Below are 20,083 nucleotides of genomic sequence, written 5' to 3'. Positions count from 1 at the left end.
TTACGGCGTCCCCCGCAACCGGCCCCACCCCGCCCAACCACGGAAAGCCCGCTTTTGCCGTTGCCGTTGATTCGGCGGGTGCCGGGCCGCAGGCCCGGCCGAACCCCTCAATTACGCTGGAACAGCGCCTGCACATCCTTGCGGAACGCCGCCTGGCTGTCGGCCCGGCTGTAGAACATGTGCCCACCCGGATAACTACGCACCTGCACCCGGTCCGGATTGCTGCCCATCGCCGGCATCTGGTCCACCGTCAGGATCGACCCCATGAACGGGCACGACAGGTCGTTCCAGCCATGCACGATCAGCACCTGGAGGTGCGGGTCGATCGCCACCGCCTGGCGCAGCTGGGTCACCGCGCCTTGGCGCAGCTCGCCGTTGCGGTCCCACAGCCGGTTCACGTCGTAATTCAGCGCCTGGTAGCGCGCATCCACCTTCCAGCCGACCACGCGCGTCACGAAGTCGACCATCGCCGTGGTGGTCGGTGCAATGATGCTGTCCAGCAGCGGATCATTGGCGCGCTGCTCCGGATCATTCGGGAACGGATCGAACGCGGTCACGTTCGAGTCGTAGCGGCTGCCCAGCGTACCCTTGTCGCGGAACACCTCACGCAGATAGGCCTGCGTCTCCAGGCGGCCACCGGCGCGGCGCACGAACTGCGGGTCCAGCCCGGTCAGCTCGGTTACCCGGTGCAGCATCGCCTCGGTCGCCTGCGGGTCGCTGCGGCCCTTCATCAGCGCGGTGGCGTAGTCGCCACGGGTGTACTCCACCACGTCACGCATCGCTGCATCCGTCAGCTTGCCCTGGCGCTCCAGGTGCGCTGCAGCGATCGACGGCAGCGTCTGCATCCACGCCATCGGCGAGACATCGGCGTTGTCTTCCAGGGTCGGGCTCAGGTAGGGCGAGACCAGCACCAGGCCGTTCATCGCCACGCCCAGCCGGGTCTGCAGGAAGTGGGTGATGCGGGGGCCACGGTAGCCACCGTAGCTCTCGCCGGTCAGGTACTTGCGTGCGCCCATGCGCTGGTTGCGCAGCAGCCAGTCGTAGATCGAGCGCGACAGGTATTCGATGTCAGCGCCGGGGTTGTACAGCTGCTTCTTCGCTTCGTCATCGCCGATGCGCGCGCGGCTGAAGCCGGTGCCGACCGGATCGATGAACACCAGATCGGTGAAGTCCAGCCAGGTGCCGGGGTTGTCGTGCAGGGTGGCGGGTGCCGAGGCGCTGTCACCCTCCGAACCAAAGGTGACCACCTTGGGTCCGATTGCGCCCATGTTGAGGTAGACCGACGATGCACCCGGGCCGCCGTTGAGCGCGAAGGTCACCGGCCGGTCCTTGCCCGGCATCGTATAGGCGGTGAACACCACATCGGCGATCACCTTGCCTTTCGCATCACGCACCGGCAGGGTACCGACGGTGGCGGTGTAGTCCAGGGTGCGGCCCGCCAGGCGCATGCTCTGGCGGGCCGAGGCATCGGCGGGCAGCGCAGTCGCTTCGGTCTTGTCGTCTTTCGGATCGGCCTTGGCCTCGGCGTCAGGCGCGGCCAGCACGCTTGCAGGGGCGATGAGCAGGCCGACGCAGAGCGCGGCAGTATGCAGCAGGGACTTCATGGCACCGGATTGGCAGCGGAAGGGGGTTCCGATGCTAGGCCGGTGGCGGGCATGCCGTATGTGTCCAAAGGCATGGCCGCGCGTCGAGGCCGCCACTGGCCAGATTGGGTCAAGCGGGCAGAGGAGTGCGCACGTCGTCGTCGGCCAGCAGGCCATATACCACCGAATCGGACAGTTCGCCCTGGATGCGCCAACGCTGCCGCAGCACGCCCTCCAGGTGAAAGCCCAGCCGTTCAAGCACGTGTGCCGAGGGCCGGTTGCGCGGGTCGACTTCGGCTTCCACGCGATGCAGGTGCAGGGTCTGGAACAGGTAGTCCAGCAGGTGCTGAAGCGCTTCGTGCATGTAGCCCTGGCCCTGCCTGTCGGGGGCCAGCAGGTAGCCGATCTCGGCACGTGCGGCATCGCGGTCCAGGGCGAACACCACGCAGATGCCCAGCAACGGTCCGTCCAGCGTTTCGCGCACGGCCAGCTTGAGCTGGGTGCCGGTGGCCTGTGCGGCCAGGTCATCGTCGATCTGCGCACGCGCCTCGGCCGGTCGTGTCCACGCCGGGTGGTTCCAGAACCGCATCACGTCCGGATCGGACTGGATCGCGAACAGGGCGGCCGCATCGTCGCGGCGGATCGGGCTCAGGACCAGGCGTGCGCTGTGCAGCGGCAGGCCCGGGAACAGCAGCGAGTGGCTGGCCAATACGATGATCCACGCGGATGGGCGCGCATTATGGCGCTGCCGGGTTTGCCGATGGGGGCGGGATCTCTGTAGAGCCGAGCCGATGCTCGGCTGCCCGGCACGGCGCGGAATGCAGCCGAGCGTGGGCTCGGCTCTACAGGAGGGCTGCGGGAGTCAGACTTCCAGCGAAGCCAGGTCGCCCTTCGACTCCAGCCAGCCCTTGCGGTCGGATGCACGCTTCTTGGCCAGCAGCATGTCCATCAGCGAGCGGGTCTGCTCGCCGTCGTCCACGGTCAGCTGCACCAGGCGGCGGGTGTCGGGGTGGATGGTCGACTCGCGCAGCTGTGGCGGATTCATCTCGCCGAGGCCCTTGAAGCGGGTGACGTTGATCGCACCCTTGATCTTCTCGCGTTCGATCTTGTCCAGCATCGAGCGCTTTTCTTCCTCGTCCAGGGCGTAGAACACCTGCTTGCCCACGTCGATGCGGAACAGCGGCGGCATGGCCACGAACACGTGGCCGGCATCGACCAGCGCCGGGAAGTGCTTGAGGAACAGCGCGGTGAGCAGGGTAGCGATGTGCAGGCCGTCCGAGTCCGCGTCGGCCAGGATGATGACCTTGCCATAGCGCAGGCCGGCAATGTCGTCCTTGCCCGGGTCGCAGCCGATGGCCACGGCCAGGTTGTGCACTTCTTCCGACGCCAGCACGCTGTTGGAGGACACTTCCCAGGTATTGAGGATCTTGCCGCGCAGCGGCAGGATCGCCTGGAAGTCCTTGTCGCGCGCCTGCTTGGCGCTGCCGCCTGCCGAGTCACCCTCCACCAGGAACAGCTCGGTGCGCGACAGGTCCTGGCTGATGCAGTCGGCCAGTTTGCCGGGCAGGGCCGGGCCTTGGGTGACCTTCTTGCGGACGACCAGCTTTTCGGTCTTCAGGCGCGCACTGGCGCGTTCGATGGCGATCTGGGCGATCTTCTCGCCCAGTTCCACGTTCTGGTTCAGCAGCAGGCTGAAGGCATCGTGGGCGGCGCCTTCGATGAAGCCAGCAGCCTGGCGCGAGGACAGGCGTTCCTTGGTCTGGCCGCTGAACTGCGGGTCGGTCATCTTCAGCGACAGCACGAACGACACGCGGTCCCACACGTCTTCCGGGGCCAGCTTGACGCCACGCGGCAGCAGGTTGCGGAAGTCGCAGAACTCGCGCAGCGCCTCGGTCAGGCCGGTACGCAGGCCGTTGACGTGGGTGCCGTGCTGGGCAGTGGGAATCAGGTTGACGTAGCTTTCCTGCACCAGCTCGCCTTCCGGCAGCCAGGCCACGGCCCAGTCAACAATTTCGGTGTCCTTCTTCAGGTTGCCGACGAACAGCTCGGCCGGCAGCATCTCGCGATCGCCCAGTTCCAGCTTCAGGTAATCGCGCAGGCCGTCTTCGTAGTACCAGGTATCGACTTCACCGGTGGCTTCGTCGGTCAGCTTCACGGTCAGGCCCGGGCACAGCACGGCCTTGGCGCGCAGCAGGTGCTTGAGCGCGCGCACCGCGAACTTGGGCGTGTCGAAGTACTTCGGGTCGGGCCAGAAGCGCACGCGGGTACCGGTGTTCTTCTTGCCGACGCTGCCGACCACTTCCAGCGGGGTGGCACGGTCGCCGTTGCGGAAGGTGATGCGGTGTTCGGCACCTTCGCGCTTGATGTGCACTTCCACCAGGGTCGACAGCGCGTTGACCACGCTGACGCCGACGCCGTGCAGGCCGCCGGAGAAAGTGTAGTTGTTGTTGCTGAACTTGCCGCCGGCGTGCAGGCGGGTGAGGATCAGCTCGACGCCCGGGATCTTCTCTTCCGGATGGATGTCCACCGGCATGCCGCGGCCGTCATCGCTGACCTCCACGCTGCCGTCCTTGTACAGGGTGATCTCGATCGAGCGGGCGTGGCCGGCGAGGGCCTCGTCCACCGAGTTGTCGATCACTTCCTGCGCCAGGTGGTTCGGGCGCGCGGTGTCGGTATACATGCCGGGACGGCGCTTGACCGGGTCAAGGCCGGACAGGACTTCAATATCGGCGGCGTTATAACGGGCGTTCATCTGTCTTCGAAAGCTTGGAGCGACGGGCAAGTGTGGGGTCTGGCACGGGATTTTGCACGCCTGCGGTTCAGTCTCGGCGACGCAGAGGGGGTAAAATGGCAGCCGCTGGAATCTGAACGCCGGCGACCCCCGTTGGGTCGAAACATCCAAGCCGTACCGCGAGGAGGACCTCATGAAGAAGTTGCTGACCATTGCGATCCTGGCCGCTGCCGCCGTTGCGGTGCCGCTGGTGATGGCGCAGAACGCCGGCCAGCCGGCCCCGCAGCAGGGTGACCAGGCCGACAAGGCACAGGCCGAAGCCGATGCCAAGGCCAAGCGCCGCGCCCAGGCCAATGCCGAAATGAAGGCGCAGGGCCAGCCGGCCCCGCAGCAGGAAGAGGAAGAAGAGGCGAGGAAGAAGAAGTAATCCTTCCGCCCTCTGAAGCCCTTGCCGCAAGGGATTCGCCCCCCGACGCCCCGCCCAGCGGGGCGTTTCTTTTGGGTGATGGCCGCAACTGCCTCTTGGGTTGGCGGCCATCAATCTGTAAACTACGGCTTTCCGGGAGTAAGTGCGTGTCCACCCTTTGCGAATGGGCTGGCACGACCATGCGTGGTCGCCAGCAATGCGGGTCGCAGGTGACGGTCGATATGACCGGCACGGCCGCCCCGACCTCGCAGGGTGGTCCCCGTCCGGCGCCTGCCGCCGCACGGCCCAGCACCTCCCTCGCTGCCCCAGCGAACCGGAAAACCCCCTTCAAGCTCCATGCCCGCCCTCGGGGTGCGCGTGGTGCTGCCGTTTTCCATTTCCAGACAGGATGCTTGCAGCCATGACTCCCTTGATTTTCGTAACCGGCGGCGTGGTGTCCTCGCTCGGCAAAGGCATTGCCGCTGCGTCACTGGCCGCCATTCTCGAAGCCCGTGGCCTGAAGGTCACGATGATGAAGCTCGACCCGTACATCAACGTCGACCCGGGCACCATGAGCCCGTTCCAGCACGGTGAGGTCTACGTCACCGACGACGGCGCCGAGACCGACCTCGACCTGGGCCACTACGAGCGCTTCGTGCGCACCCGCCTGAGCCGCAAGAACTCGGTCACCACCGGCCGCATCTACGAGAACGTGATCCGCAAGGAGCGCCGCGGCGACTACCTGGGCGCGACCGTGCAGGTCATTCCGCACATCACCGATGAAATCCGCCGTTGCATCGACGAAGCCACCGAAGGCTACGACGTGGCGCTGGTCGAGATCGGCGGTACCGTCGGCGACATCGAGTCGCTTCCGTTCCTGGAGGCGATCCGCCAGGTGCGCACCGAGCGTGGCCCGGAGAAGGCGCTGTTCATGCACCTCACCCTGGTGCCGTACATCGGCGCCGCCGGTGAGCTGAAGACCAAGCCGACCCAGCACTCGGTGAAGGAACTGCGCTCGATCGGCATCCAGCCGGACGTGCTGCTGTGCCGCTCCGAGCAGGCGGTGCCGGATTCGGAGCGCCGCAAGATCGCCCAGTTCACCAACGTTTCCGAGCGCGCGGTGATCAGCGTGCCGGACGTGGACGTGCTGTACCGCATTCCGTCGGGCCTGCACGCGCAGGGCCTGGACGAAATCGTGGTCAACCAGCTGAAGCTGGCCGACAAGGCCGGTCCGGTCGATCTGTCGATGTGGGAAGACGCGGTCGACGCCACCCTGCACCCGTTGGACGAAGTGACCATCGCCGTAGTCGGCAAGTACGTGGACCATCAGGACGCCTACAAGTCGGTCGGTGAAGCACTCAAGCATGGCGGCCTGCGCCAGCGCACCAAGGTCAACCTGAAGTGGCTGGAAGCACAGGACCTGGAAGGCACCGACATGGCCGCACTGGCCGATGTTGACGGCATCCTGGTGCCGGGTGGCTTCGGTGACCGTGGTTTCGAAGGCAAGGTGCAGACTTCGAAGTTCGCCCGCGAGCAGCACGTGCCGTACTTCGGCATCTGCTACGGCATGCAGGCGGCCGTGGTCGATTACGCGCGCAACGTGGTCGGCCTGGAGGGCGCCAACAGCACCGAGAACGACCGCCAGTCGCCGAACCCGGTGATCGGCCTGATCACCGAATGGCGTACCGCCACCGGCGATGTCGAGAAGCGTGACGACAAGAGCGACCTGGGTGGCACCATGCGCCTGGGCCTGCAGGAGCAGCGCCTGAAGCCGGGCACGCTGGCCCGCGAGCTGTACGGCAAGGACGTGGTCGCCGAGCGCCACCGCCACCGTTACGAGTTCAACAACCGTTACCGCACCCAGCTGGAAGACGCCGGCCTGGTGATCGCCGGCAAGTCGATGGACGACACCCTGGTGGAAGTGGTTGAGCTGCCGCGCGATGCGCACCCGTGGTTCCTGGCCTGCCAGGCGCACCCGGAATTCCTGTCCACGCCGCGTGACGGCCATCCGCTGTTCATCGGTTTCATCCGTGCCGCGCGCGAGCGCAAGGCCGGCGGCAAGCTGCTTTCCGAAGCGCGCGCCTGACTTGTGAATGGGGGCTTCGGCCCCCATCCTGCATGCTTCAACCCCCAGCGCACCGGCCCGTCCGGTGCTGCGGACAACAAGGAAACGCCATGAAACTGTGTGGATTCGAGGTCGGGCTGGACCAGCCCCTGTTCCTGATCGCCGGCCCCTGCGTGATCGAGTCGATGCAGCTGCAGCTGGATACCGCCGGCAAGCTGAAGGAGATCACCGACAAGCTCGGGGTGAACTTCATCTTCAAGTCCAGCTTCGACAAGGCCAACCGCACCTCGGGCACCGCCTTCCGCGGCCCGGGCATGGAAGAAGGCCTGAAGGTCCTGGCCGAGGTCAAGAAGCAGATCGGCGTGCCGGTGCTGACCGACGTCCATGAGTACACCCCGATGGACGAAGTGGCCTCGGTGGTGGACGTGCTGCAGACCCCGGCGTTCCTGGTCCGCCAGACCGACTTCATCCGCAAGGTGTGCTCGGCCGGCAAGCCGGTCAACATCAAGAAGGGCCAGTTCCTGGCGCCGTGGGACATGAAGCCTGTCGTGGAGAAGGCCAAGGCCACCGGCAACGAGCAGATCATGGTCTGCGAGCGCGGTGCCAGCTTCGGCTACAACAACCTGGTCAGCGACATGCGTTCGCTGGCGGTGATGCGCGAGACCGGTTGCCCGGTGGTGTTCGACGCCACCCATTCGGTGCAGCTGCCGGGTGGGCAGGGCACCAGTTCCGGTGGCCAGCGTGAGCACGTGCCAGTGCTGGCCCGTGCCGCCGTGGCGGTGGGCATCTCCGGCCTGTTCGCCGAGACCCATCCAGACCCGTCCAAGGCCCTGTCCGATGGCCCCAATGCATGGCCGCTGGACCAGATGGAAGCGCTGCTCGAGACCCTGATGGAGCTCGACGCGGTGACCAAGAAGCACGGCTTCTCGCGCTTCGCGTGAGTCGTGACCCGTGGCTGGCGCTGGAATCCCAGCGCCGCCGCCGGCACTGGAAGCAGTGGCCGTGGGGCTTGATCGCACTGGCCCTGGCCGTGCTGTTCACCGTGGGCATGTTCGGGCTGGTGCTGATCGGCGCCGCATCCGTGCGGCCACCGGGTGATGGTGGCAGCGCGCTCAATCTGCGCGCGTACTTCATTGCGCTGATGGTCGCGGAGTTGGTGGCGGCCGTAGGCTGCATCACTGCCGCTGTGCTGGCCTGGCGGCTGAATCGCGGCAAGGTGGCCGCTGGGCTGGCGATCATCCTGCTCTCGCTGTGGCTGGGCGCCCTGTTCTACGGATTGCTTTGATGAATACGACCACATCGGCGCGCGGCTGGCCCTGGGGCCTGATCGCCCTGGGGCTGTCCGTGTTGACCTGGATCGCGCTGGTGGTGGGCGTGCTGGCCTTCACCGCGGGTTTCCGGCCGCCGGGGGATGGAGACAACGGCGTGCAGGCCACGCAGTGGTGGTTGCTGGGCGCGCTGGTCACGATGGCGCTGTCCTTCCTGGGCAGTCCGGTGGCGATGGTGCTGGCTTGGCGACGGCGGCGTGGCCCCATCCTGGCGGCGATTGCTGGTGCGTTGCTGGTGATGCTGGTATCGATGGTCCTGATCGTGATCGGGTCCAGCTGGGGCTGAAGCCGCCTGCGCCATTTGGCAAGTGGCGGGCAGCCGGGGATAATCACGCGGCATTCGTTTTGTCGCCCCCTCTCCAGACAGGTAACCGGCCCGACCATGAGTACGATCCGCAGCATCCACGCCCGTGAAATCCTCGACAGCCGTGGCAACCCCACGCTGGAAGCCGAAGTCATCCTGGAGGACGGTTCGTTCGGTCGTGCCGCGGTTCCCTCCGGCGCCTCGACCGGCACCAAGGAAGCGGTCGAGCTGCGTGACGGCGACAAGACCCGTTACCTGGGCAAGGGCGTGCGCAAGGCCGTCGACAACGTCAACACCACGATTGCCGCCGCGCTGAAGGGCGTCGAGGCCACCGACCAGGCCGGCCTCGACCGTCGCCTGATCGACCTCGATGGCACCGAGAACAAGGGCCGCCTGGGCGCCAACGCACTGCTGGGTGTTTCGATGGCCGCCGCGCACGCCGCCGCCGCATCGAGCAAGCAGGCACTGTGGCAGTATCTGGCCGCCAAGACCGGCGTGAGCCCGTCGCTGCCGGTGCCGATGATGAACATCATCAACGGCGGTGCGCATGCCGACAACAACGTCGACTTCCAGGAGTTCATGGTGCTGCCGGTCGGCTTCACCTCGTTCTCCGAAGCGCTGCGCGCCGGTACCGAAATCTTCCATTCGCTGAAGTCGGTGCTGAAGGGCCACGGCCTGAGCACGGCGGTCGGCGACGAAGGCGGCTTCGCGCCGGACTTCCGCAGCAACGTCGAAGCGCTGGACACCATCCTCGAAGCGATCGGCAAGGCCGGCTACACCGCCGGTGAAGACGTGCTGCTGGGCCTGGACGTGGCTTCCAGCGAGTTCTTCGAGAACGGCAAGTACAACCTGGTCGGCGAGAACAAGCGCCTGACCTCCGAGCAGTTCGTCGACTTCCTCGCCGACTGGGCCGCGCAGTACCCGATCATCACCATTGAAGATGGCCTGGCCGAGAACGACTGGGCCGGCTGGAAGCTGCTGACCGACCGCATCGGCAAGAAGGTGCAGCTGGTCGGCGACGACCTGTTCGTGACCAACCCGAAGATCTTCCAGGAAGGCATCGACTCGGGCACCGCCAACGCGATCCTGATCAAGGTCAACCAGATCGGTACCCTGAGCGAAACCCTGGAAGCGATCGCCATGGCCGATCGCGCCGGCTATGCCGCCGTGGTCTCGCACCGTTCGGGCGAAACCGAAGACACCACCATCGCCGACATCGCCGTGGCCACCACCGCCACCCAGATCAAGACCGGCTCGCTGTGCCGCAGCGATCGCGTGGCCAAGTACAACCAGCTGCTGCGCATCGAGGAAGCCCTCGGCGCCGGCGCGCGTTACGCCGGTCGTGACGCGTTCGTTTCGCTGAAGCGCTGAGCCGATGCGCGACTGGCGCTGGATGCTGCTGGTGCTGGCCCTGCTGCTGGGCTGGCTGCAGTACCGCTTCTGGTTCGGTCCGGGCAATTCGGGTGAAGTGATGATGCTCGAAGCCCAGGTCGCCAACCAGGAGCGGGACAATGAGGGCCTGCAGCAGCGCAATGATGCGCTGGCTGCCGAAGTGAAGGACCTCAAGGAAGGCCAGTCCGCCATCGAGGAACGCGCGCGAAGCGAGCTGGGCATGATCAAGCCTGGCGAAAAGTTCTACCGCGTGGTCGAGGATGCGCCGGTGCATCCGGCGCAGCCTGCGGCGAGCGTCAGCGCGCAGGCCGGCGAGCACCCGGCGGACGTGCCATGAGTGCGGCCATCTGGGTCGTGGTTCCGGCTGCTGGGCGTGGCACCCGCTTCGGCGCGCCGTTGCCCAAGCAGTACCTGCAGGCAGGTGGGCAGATCCTGCTTGCCCATACCCTGGACGCCCTGCTGGCGCACCCGGCCGTGGCCGGGGCGATGGTGGTGATCGGCCAGGACGACGCCGACTGGCCCGGTTGGAACGAGTGGGCGGGCAAGCCGGTGCTGACCTGCATCGGTGGCGCGACCCGTGCCGCTTCGGTGCTGGCTGGCCTGCAGGCGCTGCCGGAGACGGTGCGTGCTGATGAGTTCGTGCTGGTGCATGACGCAGCCCGACCGAACCTGTCCCTGGCCGATCTCGGCCGCCTGCTTGAAGTCGGCCGTGCCGACCCGGTTGGCGCGATCCTGGCCGCCCCGGTGCGCGACACGCTCAAGCGTGCGGGTGACGACGGTGGCATCGACGGCACCGAGCCGCGCGAGCGCCTGTGGCGCGCACTGACCCCGCAGCTGTTCCGTCGCCATCAGCTCAGCCGCGCGCTGTCCGAAGCTGCCGCCGCCGGTGTTGAAGTCACCGACGAGGCCATGGCCATGGAGCGCCAGGGCCAGCGCCCGCTGCTGGTGGAAGGCAGCGAGGACAACTTCAAGGTCACCACCCCGGCCGATCTGGACCGGTTCGAATTCGTACTTTCCCGCCGCGCCAGCTGATTGCCCGCGCGGCCCTGCTGCAAGGGTTGCATCCATGAGCACCGCACCTTTCCCGCCCGTCCGCATCGGCCAGGGCTATGACGTCCATGCCTTCGGTGAAGGCGATCACATCATGCTCGGTGGCGTGAACGTACCGCACAGCTGCGGCGTGCTCGCACACAGCGACGGCGACGTGATCCTGCACGCTCTGTGCGACGCGATGCTGGGCGCACTGGCGCTGGGTGACATCGGCCAGCATTTCCCGCCAAGCGACAGCCGCTGGAAGGGCGCCGACAGCAGTGATTTCGTGCGCCACTGCGACAGCCTGCTGCGCGAGCGTGGCTGGCGTGTCGGCAACACCGACATCACCGTGATCTGCGAGCGGCCCAAGGTTGGCCCGCATGCGCTGGCCATGCGTGAGCGCATCGGCGAGCTGCTGCAGTTGCCGCTGGATGCGGTCAGCGTCAAGGCCACCACCTCGGAAAAGCTGGGCTTCACCGGCCGTGGTGAAGGCATCGCCGCGCAGGCCGTGGTGCTGCTGGTGGCCGCATGATTCCCCTGCCGCTTGCATTCGGTGCGCCATTGCTCACAGCGCGCATCCGCACCACGCCGGACGATTTCCAGGTGGACGAACTGCCGGCCTTCGAGGCCAGCGGTGAAGGCGAGCACCTGTTGCTGCACATCCGCAAGCGCGGCGCCAACACCGTGCATGTGGCCAAGGTGCTGGCCAAGTGGGCCGGCCTGCCGGAAATGGCGGTCAGCTACGCCGGCATGAAGGATCGTCACGCGGTCACCACCCAGCGTTTCAGCGTGCACCTGCCCAAGCGCATTGCGCCGGACCTGGCCGAGTTGGCCAGTGATGAGATCGAAGTGCTTGAAGCGACTTGGCATAACCGCAAGCTGCAGCGTGGCGCACTGGCCGGCAACCGTTTCAAGCTGGTGTTGCGTGAAGTGCAGGGCGATGCCGCAGCGATCAGCGAACGCCTGCAGCAGGTTGCCGAGCGCGGCCTGCCGAACTGGTTCGGCGAGCAGCGCTTTGGCCGCGACGGCGGCAACGTACCGGCGGCACTGGCGATGTTCGGTGGCCGCCGCATGCGCAAGGATCAGCGTTCGCTGCTGCTGTCGGCCGCGCGTTCGGCGCTGTTCAACCGCGTGCTGGCCGCGCGCGTGGAGCAGGGCAACTGGGATCAGCCGCTGGAGGGCGAAGTGTGGATGCTCGATGGCAGCCGCAGCGTGTTCGGACCCGAGCCGTACACCGACGTGCTGGCCGAGCGCCTGGCGCGTTTCGACATCCATCCCAGCGCGCCGCTGTGGGGCGAAGGCGAGCTGCGCAGCACCGATGCGGCACGCGAGCTGGAGCTGGCCGCGCTGGACGACGATGAGTCGAAGGCACTGCGGGCCGGCCTGGAAGACGCGCGCCTGAAGCAGGAGCGCCGCGCGCTGCGCCTGCGCCCGGCGCTGCTGCAGCACCAATGGCTGGCCGATGACGTACTGGAGCTGTCGTTCGCGCTGCCGCCGGGCTGCTACGCCACCGCCGTGCTGCACGAGCTCGGCCCCGTCGAAGACGCCTCGCAGGCCTGACAGAAAAAGGGGACGGAGGCGAAGAGCATCCACGCATGGCGTGGATCTACTTTCCTCCGCTCACCACAGTAGATCCACGCCATGCGTGGATGCGTTACCTCACCGCCGTGCCAGCAGCACCAGTACCGCGCCGGTGCCGCCTTGTCCGGTCGGCGCCGAATGGAAGGCCAGCACGTCGTTGCGCAGCCGCAGCAGGCGATCAACCAGGTTCTTCAGCACCGGCGCACCGCCATCGGACTGCAGGCCCTTGCCGTGGATGATGCGCACGCAGCCATAGTCGTGTGCATGCGCTTCCAGCAGGAACTGGCGCAGCAGCGTCTCCGCCTGCGCGGCGGTGGCACCATGCAGGTCCAGCTCGTCCTGCACCGAATACTGGCCACGCTTGAGGCGCTGGAACAGGCGCGGTGGCAGGTTGTCGCGGCGATAGCTGGCCACGTCGCCGGCTTCCAGCGGCGTGCTGTCGCGCAGCAGCCGGGCGAACTCGCCGGCGGCTTCGGCCTCGTCACGTTCGGCCATGCGCGCGCGCGGCTTCGGCCGGGGCGCAGCCGGTGCCGGCTCGGCATCCTTGCGCAGCGGCGTCACTTCGCCGATGGCCGCACGGAACAATGCGGCCGGATCTTCGTCTTCAGGGTGCGACATGCGCACAGGGTAAACCGCCGGCGCAGGTCTGCCTATGACGGTTCGATGTCGGCCGTGACCGCCGGCAGGGTAGGACCGGCGGCTCGCATGCGGCACAATAGACGATGCCCTTGCAGGGTCGACGGCTTCCGCAGGGGAGTACGACGGTCCCGCCCACACTGCACGGTGATGGAATCGAATTCTTGGAAAATCAAGCGGTTAAATCGAAGATGCGAATCCTGGTCAGTAACGACGATGGCGTCGACGCCGCAGGCATCCGGATGCTTGCTTCGGTGCTGCGCGAGGCCGGACACGAAGTCACGGTGGTCGCCCCCGACCGCGATCGCTCCGGCGCCAGCAACTCGCTGACCCTGGACCTGCCGATCCGCCTCAAGCGCATCGACCATTACACCGTCTCGGTGGCCGGCACCCCGACCGACTGCGTGCACCTTGCGCTGACCGGGCTGCTTGAGTTCGAACCCGACATTGTCGTGTCCGGCATCAACAACGCCGCCAACCTCGGCGATGACGTGATCTATTCCGGCACCGTCTCGGCGGCGATGGAAGGCCGCTTCCTCGGCCTGCCGGCGGTGGCGGTCTCGCTGGTCACCCGCAACCACGATCCGAAGCACTTCGAAACCGCCGCGCGCGCCGCAGTGGAGATCGTGGCCCGGCTCAAGGCCGATCCGTTGCCGGCTGACACCATCCTCAACGTCAACGTGCCGGATCTGCCGTGGAGCGAGGTCAAGGGCTTCGAGGTCACGCGCCTCGGTAACCGCCATCGCGCAGAAGGCTGCATCGCGCAGAAGGACCCGCGCGGCAACGAGGTGTACTGGATCGGCCCGGCCGGTCGTGAGCAGGACTCCGGTCCCGGCACCGACTTCCATGCGGTGCGCACCGGCCACATCTCGATCACTCCGATCCAGGTCGACCTGACCCGCTACCAGGCACTGGAGAAGGTGGCCAGCTGGGTTGGCGGCCTCAGTGCGGCGCTGGACCAGCCGGCATGAGCCCACGCCTGCGCCTGCAACCGGAAGCCGTCGGTATCGGCATGACCTCGCAGCGCGTGCGTGACCGACTGGTCGATCGCCTGCGCGAAGCCGGCATCGTCGACGAGCCGACCTTGAACGCGATCCGGGTGGTGCCGCGCCATCTGTTCATCGACGAGGCACTGGCCTCGCGTGCGTATGAAGACACCGCGCTGCCGATCGGCCACGGCCAGACCATCTCGCAACCCTGGGTGGTCGCGCGGATGACCGAGGCGGTGCTCCAGGTCGCGCCGAAGCGGGTGCTGGAAGTCGGCACCGGATCCGGTTACCAGGCTGCCATCCTCGGTGCGCTGGGCCTGGAGGTCTACACCGTGGAGCGCATCGGTGACCTGCTGCGCCAGGCGCGCAAGCGCTTCCGTGCGCTGGGCATGAACATCCGCACCAAGCATGACGACGGCCGCGTCGGTTGGGCCGAGCACGGTCCGTTCGACGCCATCGTGGTCACTGCGGCGGCGCCGGCACTGGTCGACGCCTTGATCGAGCAGCTCGCCGAGGGCGGCCGCCTGGTGGCGCCGGTCGGTGGCCCAGGGGCGCAGTCGCTGGTACAGCTGGACCGCAAGGCCGACGGCAGCATCGAACAACACGTGTTGGCGCCGGTCACGTTCGTGCCGCTGCTGTCTGGCATGCTCGACTAATCCACGGAGCAGGGTTGCATGAAGATTTTCGGGCCGCTGTACGAGCGGGCGATGAAGTGGGCGGCGCACGAGCGCGCGCCGACCTACCTGACGGTGTTGAGCTTCTTCGAGGCGATCATCTTCCCGGTGATGCCGGAGGTGATGCTGGCACCGATGTGCGTGGCCCAACCCAAGCGCGGCTGGTGGTTCGCCACCCTCAGCCTGGCCGGCTCGATGGTCGGCGCGCTGGTTGGCTATGCACTGGGTCATTACGCCTTCGAGGCGATCAAGCCGCTGTTCGAAGCGCTGGGCATGCTGCCGGCGATCGAGCAGGGCATCATCACCGTGCAGGCGAAGATGGCCGAGTCGCCCTGGGCGGTGTTCACCTTCCTGGTGCTGGGCGGCTTCATGCCCATCCCGATGAAGGTCTTCACGTGGGCATCGGGTATCGTCGGCGTACCGATGCCGCAGTACCTGCTGAGCATGCTGATCGGTCGCGGCAAGCGCGTGTTCGTGCTGGCTGCGGTCATCCGTATCGGTGGTGCGCGTGCCGAAGCGGCACTGCGTCGCTGGATTGAACCGCTGGGCTGGATCGCCACCGCGCTGGTGGTGGTGCTGATCGCCTGGCTTGTATGGAGGTCGAAGTTCGCATGAGTCCTGATCGTCAGAGCAAGGGAGTGCGCATCGGCGCGCTGGCGTTGCTGGTTTCCACCCTGGCCGCCTGCGGCACCGCCACCGTGGTCCGCCCGGGTGGTGGCAGCACCGGTAGTGGTGTGACCACGCCGAAGACCTCGGTGCCCAAGCCCGGGCAGACCGTGGTGGTGCGCAAGGGCGACACCATCTATGCGCTGGCCCGCATCCATGACATCACCCCGGCCGACCTGATTGCCTGGAATCGTCTGGACAACCCGTCGACCATCTACCCCGGCCAGGTGATCCGCCTGTATCCGCAGGGGGCCACCAGCGGCCGTGCGCCGACCACGGTGGTCACCCCGCCGCGTTCGGCTGGCAGCAGTGGCGGCAGCACCGCGCCGGCGCAGGCGCCGGTCGGGCCGGTCAAGAGCAACATCGCCTGGCGCTGGCCAGCCGATGGCGCGATCGTCGGCCGCTACGTGGCCGGTGACGCGACCAGGCAGGGCGTAGACATCGCCGGCACCAGCGGCCAGCCGGTCAAGGCAACCGCCAACGGCGTGGTGGTGTACTCCGGTGCCGGCCTGGTCGGCTACGGCGAACTGATCATCATCAAGCACAGCGACCAGTGGCTGTCCGCCTATGGTCACAACCGCAAGCGCCTGGTCAATGAAGGGCAGAGCGTGAAGGCTGGCGAGCAGATCGCCGAAATGGGCCGCACCGGTGCGAACCGCGACATGGTCCACTTCGAGATTCGCTACAACGGCAAGCCGGTCGACCCGCAGCAGTATCTGCCGGCACGCTGATCACCGTGTGATCGGGTAGCGCCGGGTCACGCCCGGCGGCTTTCCGCGCCGCGACGCGGCGCCGCCCGAGCATGGGCTCGGGCGCTACAGAGTAGGTGTGATCCAGGGCACCGCCGGGCCATGCCCGGCGACGCCACGTCAGCCTTCGAGAATGAAGGCGGCGGCGACCTTGCGGCCTTCGCCGGCCAGGATGTTGAAGGTGCGCGCGGCGGCCGGATTGTTCATCACTTCCAGGCCGATGCCGCGTGACAGGCAGGCGGCCATCACCACCGCCGGCGGGAACACCTGGCGGTCACCGGTGCCGAGCACGATCAGCGCCGGGTTCAGCGCCAGGATCGGCTCCAGGTCGGCCAGCTGCAGTTCGGTGGCCTGCTTCACCGGCCAGCGCTCGACCAGCTGGTCCGGGGTCAGGAAGAAGCTGCTGCCCAGCACCAGTTCGTTGACCCGGGCCGAGCGGCCATCGGCGGCGCGCAGGCTGTAGGCGTAATCCGGCGGTTCGTGGTTCAGCTGCATGGCAGTAGGGCGATCAGCCGCGCGGCAGCACGATCTGTCGCTGTTCCTTGCTCGGGCGGTACAGCACGGCGACGTGGCCGATGCGCTGCACCAGCGCGCTTTCGGTGGCTTCGACGATCTCGCCGATCATCACGTCACGGGCGTCGCGGTCTTCGGCAGCGACCTTCACCTTGACCAGCTCGTGGCGCTCCAGCACTTCGTTCAGCTCAGCGATGAAGGCCGGGGTCACACCCTTGCCGCCGGTCTGCAGCAGGGCCTTCAGGTCGTGGGCTTGGCCGCGCAGGAAACGGGTCTGGGAAGCGGTCAGGGCGATGGACATGCAGGAAAACACGGTTGAATGGGGCGATCAGGGTATCATGAGGACCCCATCAGCCCCTATTTTCAATGGCTACCCGCAGCAAAAGCAGCCAGCGCTGGCTCAAGGAACACTTCTCCGACCCCTTCGTGAAGAAGGCCCAGGCCGAAGGCATGCGTTCGCGCGCCGCCTACAAGCTCGAAGAGCTGCTGGAACGTGACCGGTTGCTGAAGCCGCACATGGTGGTGGTCGACCTCGGCGCGGCCCCGGGCGGCTGGTCTCAGCAGGTTCGGAGACAGATCGGCGACACCGGCCGCGTGCTGGCCCTGGACATCCTGGACATGCCGCCGCTGGCCGGCGTCGAGTTCCTTCATGGTGACTTCAGGGAAGAAGCCGTTCTATCACAGTTTGAAGCCATGCTCGGGGATCAGCCGGTAGACCTTGTGCTGTCGGACATGGCCCCCAATAAGAGTGGTGTGGGCGCGGTCGACCAGCCGCGGATGATGCACCTGGCGGAGCTGGCCCTGGATTTTGCCGACAACCACCTGAAAACCGGTGGGGCATTCCTGATCAAGCTGTTCCAGGGCGAGGGCTTTGACGACTACGTGCGCGACATGCGCCGCCGGTACGACAAAGTCTCCATCCGCAAGCCGGAAGCCTCGCGCAAGCGCTCTCCCGAGGTGTATGCCTTGGGTCAGGGAAAACGCGCCCACATGAAGTAAGCTCGCAACGTACGCAAGTTCGACCCCAACGCAACGCCAGCACTGAGAGGAACACCGGAGCCAATGAGGATGAACGACTTGACCAAGAACCTCCTGCTATGGGTGGTCGTCGCCGTCGTGCTGATGGTGGTCTTCCAGAGCTTCTCGCCCAAGTCCTCCGGGGCCGGGGCGCAGGGCGCGTCGTATTCGCAGTTCCTGGACCAGGTGGACAGCGGCAACGTGCAGAAGGTCGCCTTCGGCGGCGACATGCGCGGCGGCACCAGCCAGCTGACCTACACCACCCGCGGTGGGCAGTCGTCCACCATCACCGCGCCGTTCGATCGTGACCTGATCAACGTGCTGCGCACCAAGAACGTGGAGATCGTGCAGGAGGAGCCGTCCAGCGGCATTTCCCTCGGCGCGATCCTGATGAATTTCCTGCCGGTCATCCTGATCATCGGCTTCTGGTTGTTCATCATGCGCCAGATGCAGGGCGGGGGCGGCGGTGCCAAGGGCGCGATGTCCTTTGGCAAGTCGCGCGCCAAGCTGCAGGGCGAAGACCAGATCAAGGTCACCTTCGCCGACGTCGCCGGCTGCGACGAGGCCAAGGAAGAAGTGGGTGAACTGGTCGACTTCCTGCGCGACCCGTCCAAGTTCACCAAGCTGGGCGGCAAGATTCCGCGCGGCGTGCTGATGGTGGGCCCGCCGGGTACCGGCAAGACGCTGCTGGCCAAGGCCATCGCCGGCGAAGCCAAGGTGCCGTTCTTCTCGATCTCCGGTTCGGACTTCGTTGAAATGTTCGTCGGCGTCGGCGCCAGCCGCGTGCGCGACATGTTCGAGCAGGCCAAGAAGCACGCGCCGTGCATCATCTTCATCGACGAAATCGACGCCGTCGGTCGCCACCGTGGCGCCGGCCTGGGCGGCGGTCACGACGAGCGCGAGCAGACCCTGAACCAGCTGCTGGTCGAGATGGACGGGTTTGAAGGCGGCGAAGGCGTGATCGTGATCGCCGCGACCAACCGTCCGGACGTGCTGGACCCGGCGCTGCTGCGCCCGGGCCGTTTCGACCGCCAGGTCGTGGTCGGCCTGCCGGACGTGAAGGGCCGCGAGCACATCCTGAAGGTCCACATGCGCAAGCTGCCCCTGGCCGACGATGTCGAGCCGATGGTGATCGCGCGCGGTACCCCGGGCTTCTCCGGCGCCGACCTGGCCAACCTCTGCAACGAGGCCGCCCTGTTCGCTGCGCGTGGCAACGAGAAGGAAGTCCGCATGGACCACTTCGACCGTGCCCGCGACAAGATCCTGATGGGTGCCGAGCGCCGCTCGATGGCCATGAGCGAAGAAGAGAAGACGCTCACCGCCTACCACGAGGCCGGTCACGCCATCGTCGGCCGCCTGGTGCCCGAGCACGACCCGGTCTACAAGGTCACCATCATTCCGCGCGGCCGTGCGCTGGGTGTGACCATGTACCTGCCGGAAGGCGACAAGTATTCGATGAACCGCGTGGCGATCAAGTCGCAGCTGTGCTCGCTGTATGGTGGCCGCGTCGCCGAGGAGCTGATCTTCGGTGCCGACAAGGTCACCACGGGCGCTTCCAACGACATCGAACGCGCCACCAAGATGGCTCGCAACATGGTCACCAAGTGGGGCCTGTCCGACCAGCTCGGCCCGATCGCCTATGGCGAAGAGGATGACGAGGTGTTCCTGGGCCGTTCGGTCACCCAGCACAAGAGCGTGTCCAACGACACCGCGCGCCGCATCGATGAGGAAGTGCGCAAGATCCTCGACGAAGCCTACGCGCGCACCACCGAGCTGATGACGGCCAACCTGGACAAGTTGCACGCGATGTCCCAGCTGCTGCTGCAGTACGAGACCATCGACGCGCCGCAGATCGACGCCATCATGGAAGGCCGCGATCCGCCGCCGCCGGCCGGCTGGAGCAAGTCGAACAAGGATGGTGGCAACGACAAGGGCGGCGACGCCCGCCCGCTGCCGCCGATCGCGGGCCCGGCCGAATCGCACTGACGGCCCGCTACGCGTGACACCAGACGAGGCCGGGGCAACCCGGCTTCGTCGTTTCCGGGCTACCGGCCCATTCCGAAGAACCGAACTGACGCTGGAGCCCGCATGTCCGCCCCGAAGCCCGAACCGATTTCCCACACCGCCGAAATGGTCATCGCCACCGTGGTCGGCGTGGGTGTGGGCCTGGGGGCCGACAATCTGCTGCTGGGCTGCGTGGTGGGTATCGCCGTTGGCATCGTGCTGAGCATCGCCAGGACCCTGTACGTGGATCGCAAGCGCCGCCGCCGTTGAGGGGTGTTGGCAGGGCTGCGCCCTGCACCTGCTACGAGCCAGAGCAACAGCAACAGCAACAGCGTGCATTCCGTGGTTTGGCGGGGCGGTGTCGGAGTGCGGGGACGCCGTAAATCCGTCCATGGAGCAACTGTGTTGATGGA

Annotated in this window: 23 protein-coding genes; 17 read left to right on the top strand and 6 right to left on the bottom strand. The window is 66.7% G+C overall.

All coding sequences use genetic code 11. The annotated features are described in order from the left end of the window. Positions 1 to 107: 107 nt before the first annotated feature. The 3 genes from ARC63_RS08070 to parE form a co-directional block, all read right to left on the bottom strand. A complete protein-coding gene (locus tag ARC63_RS08070) occupies positions 108 to 1,604 on the bottom strand; it encodes a S10 family peptidase (RefSeq protein WP_057502988.1) in 1,497 nt (498 codons plus the stop codon). 109 nt (positions 1,605 to 1,713) lie between these two features. Beyond that, on the bottom strand, positions 1,714 to 2,292 hold the full coding sequence (locus ARC63_RS08065) for a GNAT family N-acetyltransferase (protein WP_057502987.1): 579 nt from the start codon (positions 2,290 to 2,292) through the stop codon (positions 1,714 to 1,716). A gap of 153 nt (positions 2,293 to 2,445) precedes the next feature. Further along, a complete protein-coding gene (parE, locus tag ARC63_RS08060) occupies positions 2,446 to 4,335 on the bottom strand; it encodes a DNA topoisomerase IV subunit B (RefSeq protein ID WP_019338185.1) in 1,890 nt (629 codons plus the stop codon). Positions 4,336 to 4,507: 172 nt separating this feature from the next. Here parE and ARC63_RS08055 point away from each other — a divergent pair, with 172 nt between their 5' ends. The 10 genes from ARC63_RS08055 (at position 4,508) to truD (ending at position 12,401) form a co-directional block, all read left to right on the top strand. Then, entirely contained in the window at positions 4,508 to 4,741 is a 234-nt protein-coding gene (locus ARC63_RS08055; protein ID WP_057502986.1) for a hypothetical protein, read from the top strand. A gap of 400 nt (positions 4,742 to 5,141) precedes the next feature. Beyond that, positions 5,142 to 6,806, top strand: a complete 1,665-nt coding sequence (gene pyrG / locus ARC63_RS08050; RefSeq protein WP_019338186.1) for a CTP synthase — start codon at positions 5,142 to 5,144, stop codon at positions 6,804 to 6,806. An 89-nt stretch (positions 6,807 to 6,895) separates the two neighbouring features. Next, positions 6,896 to 7,726 (top strand): 3-deoxy-8-phosphooctulonate synthase, encoded by an 831-nt coding sequence (kdsA, locus tag ARC63_RS08045; protein WP_010485995.1) that lies wholly within the window; start codon positions 6,896 to 6,898, stop codon positions 7,724 to 7,726. Continuing rightward, complete coding sequence (locus tag ARC63_RS08040; protein ID WP_057502985.1) at positions 7,723 to 8,070, top strand: hypothetical protein; 348 nt, start codon at positions 7,723 to 7,725, stop codon at positions 8,068 to 8,070. The genes kdsA and ARC63_RS08040 overlap by 4 nt, the downstream gene beginning before the upstream one ends. After that, on the top strand, positions 8,070 to 8,399 hold the full coding sequence (locus ARC63_RS08035) for a hypothetical protein (protein ID WP_057502984.1): 330 nt from the start codon (positions 8,070 to 8,072) through the stop codon (positions 8,397 to 8,399). Before ARC63_RS08040 ends, ARC63_RS08035 begins: the two co-directional genes overlap by 1 nt. A 96-nt stretch (positions 8,400 to 8,495) precedes the next feature. Beyond that, on the top strand, positions 8,496 to 9,788 hold the full coding sequence (eno, locus tag ARC63_RS08030) for a phosphopyruvate hydratase (RefSeq protein WP_057502983.1): 1,293 nt from the start codon (positions 8,496 to 8,498) through the stop codon (positions 9,786 to 9,788). A gap of 4 nt (positions 9,789 to 9,792) precedes the next feature. Beyond that, the gene (ftsB, locus tag ARC63_RS08025) at positions 9,793 to 10,146 is read left to right on the top strand and encodes a cell division protein FtsB (protein ID WP_057502982.1); all 354 of its coding nucleotides are present in this window, start codon (positions 9,793 to 9,795) and stop codon (positions 10,144 to 10,146) included. Continuing rightward, the gene (gene ispD / locus ARC63_RS08020; RefSeq protein ID WP_057502981.1) at positions 10,143 to 10,841 is read left to right on the top strand and encodes a 2-C-methyl-D-erythritol 4-phosphate cytidylyltransferase; all 699 of its coding nucleotides are present in this window, start codon (positions 10,143 to 10,145) and stop codon (positions 10,839 to 10,841) included. Before ftsB ends, ispD begins: the two co-directional genes overlap by 4 nt. A gap of 34 nt (positions 10,842 to 10,875) precedes the next feature. Continuing rightward, positions 10,876 to 11,373: a 2-C-methyl-D-erythritol 2,4-cyclodiphosphate synthase gene (gene ispF / locus ARC63_RS08015; protein WP_043402123.1), complete on the top strand. Its 498-nt coding sequence runs from the start codon at positions 10,876 to 10,878 to the stop codon at positions 11,371 to 11,373. Further along, the gene (gene truD, locus ARC63_RS08010; protein ID WP_057502980.1) at positions 11,370 to 12,401 is read left to right on the top strand and encodes a tRNA pseudouridine(13) synthase TruD; all 1,032 of its coding nucleotides are present in this window, start codon (positions 11,370 to 11,372) and stop codon (positions 12,399 to 12,401) included. The genes ispF and truD overlap by 4 nt, the downstream gene beginning before the upstream one ends. Positions 12,402 to 12,500: 99 nt before the next feature. On the opposite strand, the gene ARC63_RS08005 is transcribed toward truD, so the two are convergent. Continuing rightward, a complete protein-coding gene (locus ARC63_RS08005; RefSeq protein WP_049435943.1) occupies positions 12,501 to 13,040 on the bottom strand; it encodes a Smr/MutS family protein in 540 nt (179 codons plus the stop codon). A gap of 209 nt (positions 13,041 to 13,249) precedes the next feature. On the opposite strand from ARC63_RS08005, the gene surE reads away from it, so the two are divergent. From surE to ARC63_RS07985, 4 genes are read left to right on the top strand one after another with little or no spacing between them, the layout of a single operon-like run. Then, positions 13,250 to 14,029, top strand: coding sequence for a 5'/3'-nucleotidase SurE (gene surE / locus ARC63_RS08000; protein WP_010485979.1), 780 nt, complete (start codon positions 13,250 to 13,252; stop codon positions 14,027 to 14,029). After that, a complete protein-coding gene (locus ARC63_RS07995) occupies positions 14,026 to 14,703 on the top strand; it encodes a protein-L-isoaspartate(D-aspartate) O-methyltransferase (RefSeq protein ID WP_010485977.1) in 678 nt (225 codons plus the stop codon). The genes surE and ARC63_RS07995 overlap by 4 nt, the downstream gene beginning before the upstream one ends. An 18-nt stretch (positions 14,704 to 14,721) precedes the next feature. Next, positions 14,722 to 15,336, top strand: coding sequence for a YqaA family protein (locus tag ARC63_RS07990; protein WP_043402113.1), 615 nt, complete (start codon positions 14,722 to 14,724; stop codon positions 15,334 to 15,336). Continuing rightward, entirely contained in the window at positions 15,333 to 16,118 is a 786-nt protein-coding gene (locus ARC63_RS07985; RefSeq protein ID WP_057502979.1) for a peptidoglycan DD-metalloendopeptidase family protein, read from the top strand. Before ARC63_RS07990 ends, ARC63_RS07985 begins: the two co-directional genes overlap by 4 nt. A 138-nt stretch (positions 16,119 to 16,256) precedes the next feature. Here ARC63_RS07985 and ARC63_RS07980 read toward each other — a convergent pair whose 3' ends face one another. Beyond that, a complete protein-coding gene (locus tag ARC63_RS07980) occupies positions 16,257 to 16,631 on the bottom strand; it encodes an Mth938-like domain-containing protein (RefSeq protein ID WP_010485970.1) in 375 nt (124 codons plus the stop codon). 13 nt (positions 16,632 to 16,644) lie between these two features. Further along, complete coding sequence (gene yhbY / locus ARC63_RS07975) at positions 16,645 to 16,950, bottom strand: ribosome assembly RNA-binding protein YhbY (protein WP_004152868.1); 306 nt, start codon at positions 16,948 to 16,950, stop codon at positions 16,645 to 16,647. A gap of 65 nt (positions 16,951 to 17,015) precedes the next feature. Here yhbY and rlmE point away from each other — a divergent pair, with 65 nt between their 5' ends. The 3 genes from rlmE (at position 17,016) to ARC63_RS07960 (ending at position 19,940) form a co-directional block, all read left to right on the top strand. Further along, on the top strand, positions 17,016 to 17,648 hold the full coding sequence (gene rlmE, locus ARC63_RS07970; RefSeq protein ID WP_005409014.1) for a 23S rRNA (uridine(2552)-2'-O)-methyltransferase RlmE: 633 nt from the start codon (positions 17,016 to 17,018) through the stop codon (positions 17,646 to 17,648). Positions 17,649 to 17,717: 69 nt separating this feature from the next. After that, positions 17,718 to 19,652 carry an ATP-dependent zinc metalloprotease FtsH gene (ftsH, locus tag ARC63_RS07965; RefSeq protein ID WP_057502978.1) on the top strand — a complete coding sequence of 645 codons (1,935 nt, stop codon included), beginning with the start codon at positions 17,718 to 17,720 and terminating at the stop codon, positions 19,650 to 19,652. Positions 19,653 to 19,754: 102 nt separating this feature from the next. Continuing rightward, complete coding sequence (locus ARC63_RS07960) at positions 19,755 to 19,940, top strand: hypothetical protein (protein WP_005416039.1); 186 nt, start codon at positions 19,755 to 19,757, stop codon at positions 19,938 to 19,940. The last annotated feature ends 143 nt before the right edge of the window (positions 19,941 to 20,083 follow it).

Origin of the sequence: Stenotrophomonas geniculata ATCC 19374 = JCM 13324 (assembly GCF_001431625.1) — a bacterium.
In the GTDB taxonomy this organism is placed as follows: domain Bacteria; phylum Pseudomonadota; class Gammaproteobacteria; order Xanthomonadales; family Xanthomonadaceae; genus Stenotrophomonas; species Stenotrophomonas geniculata.
This window is presented reverse-complemented; position numbering and strand designations above follow the sequence as displayed.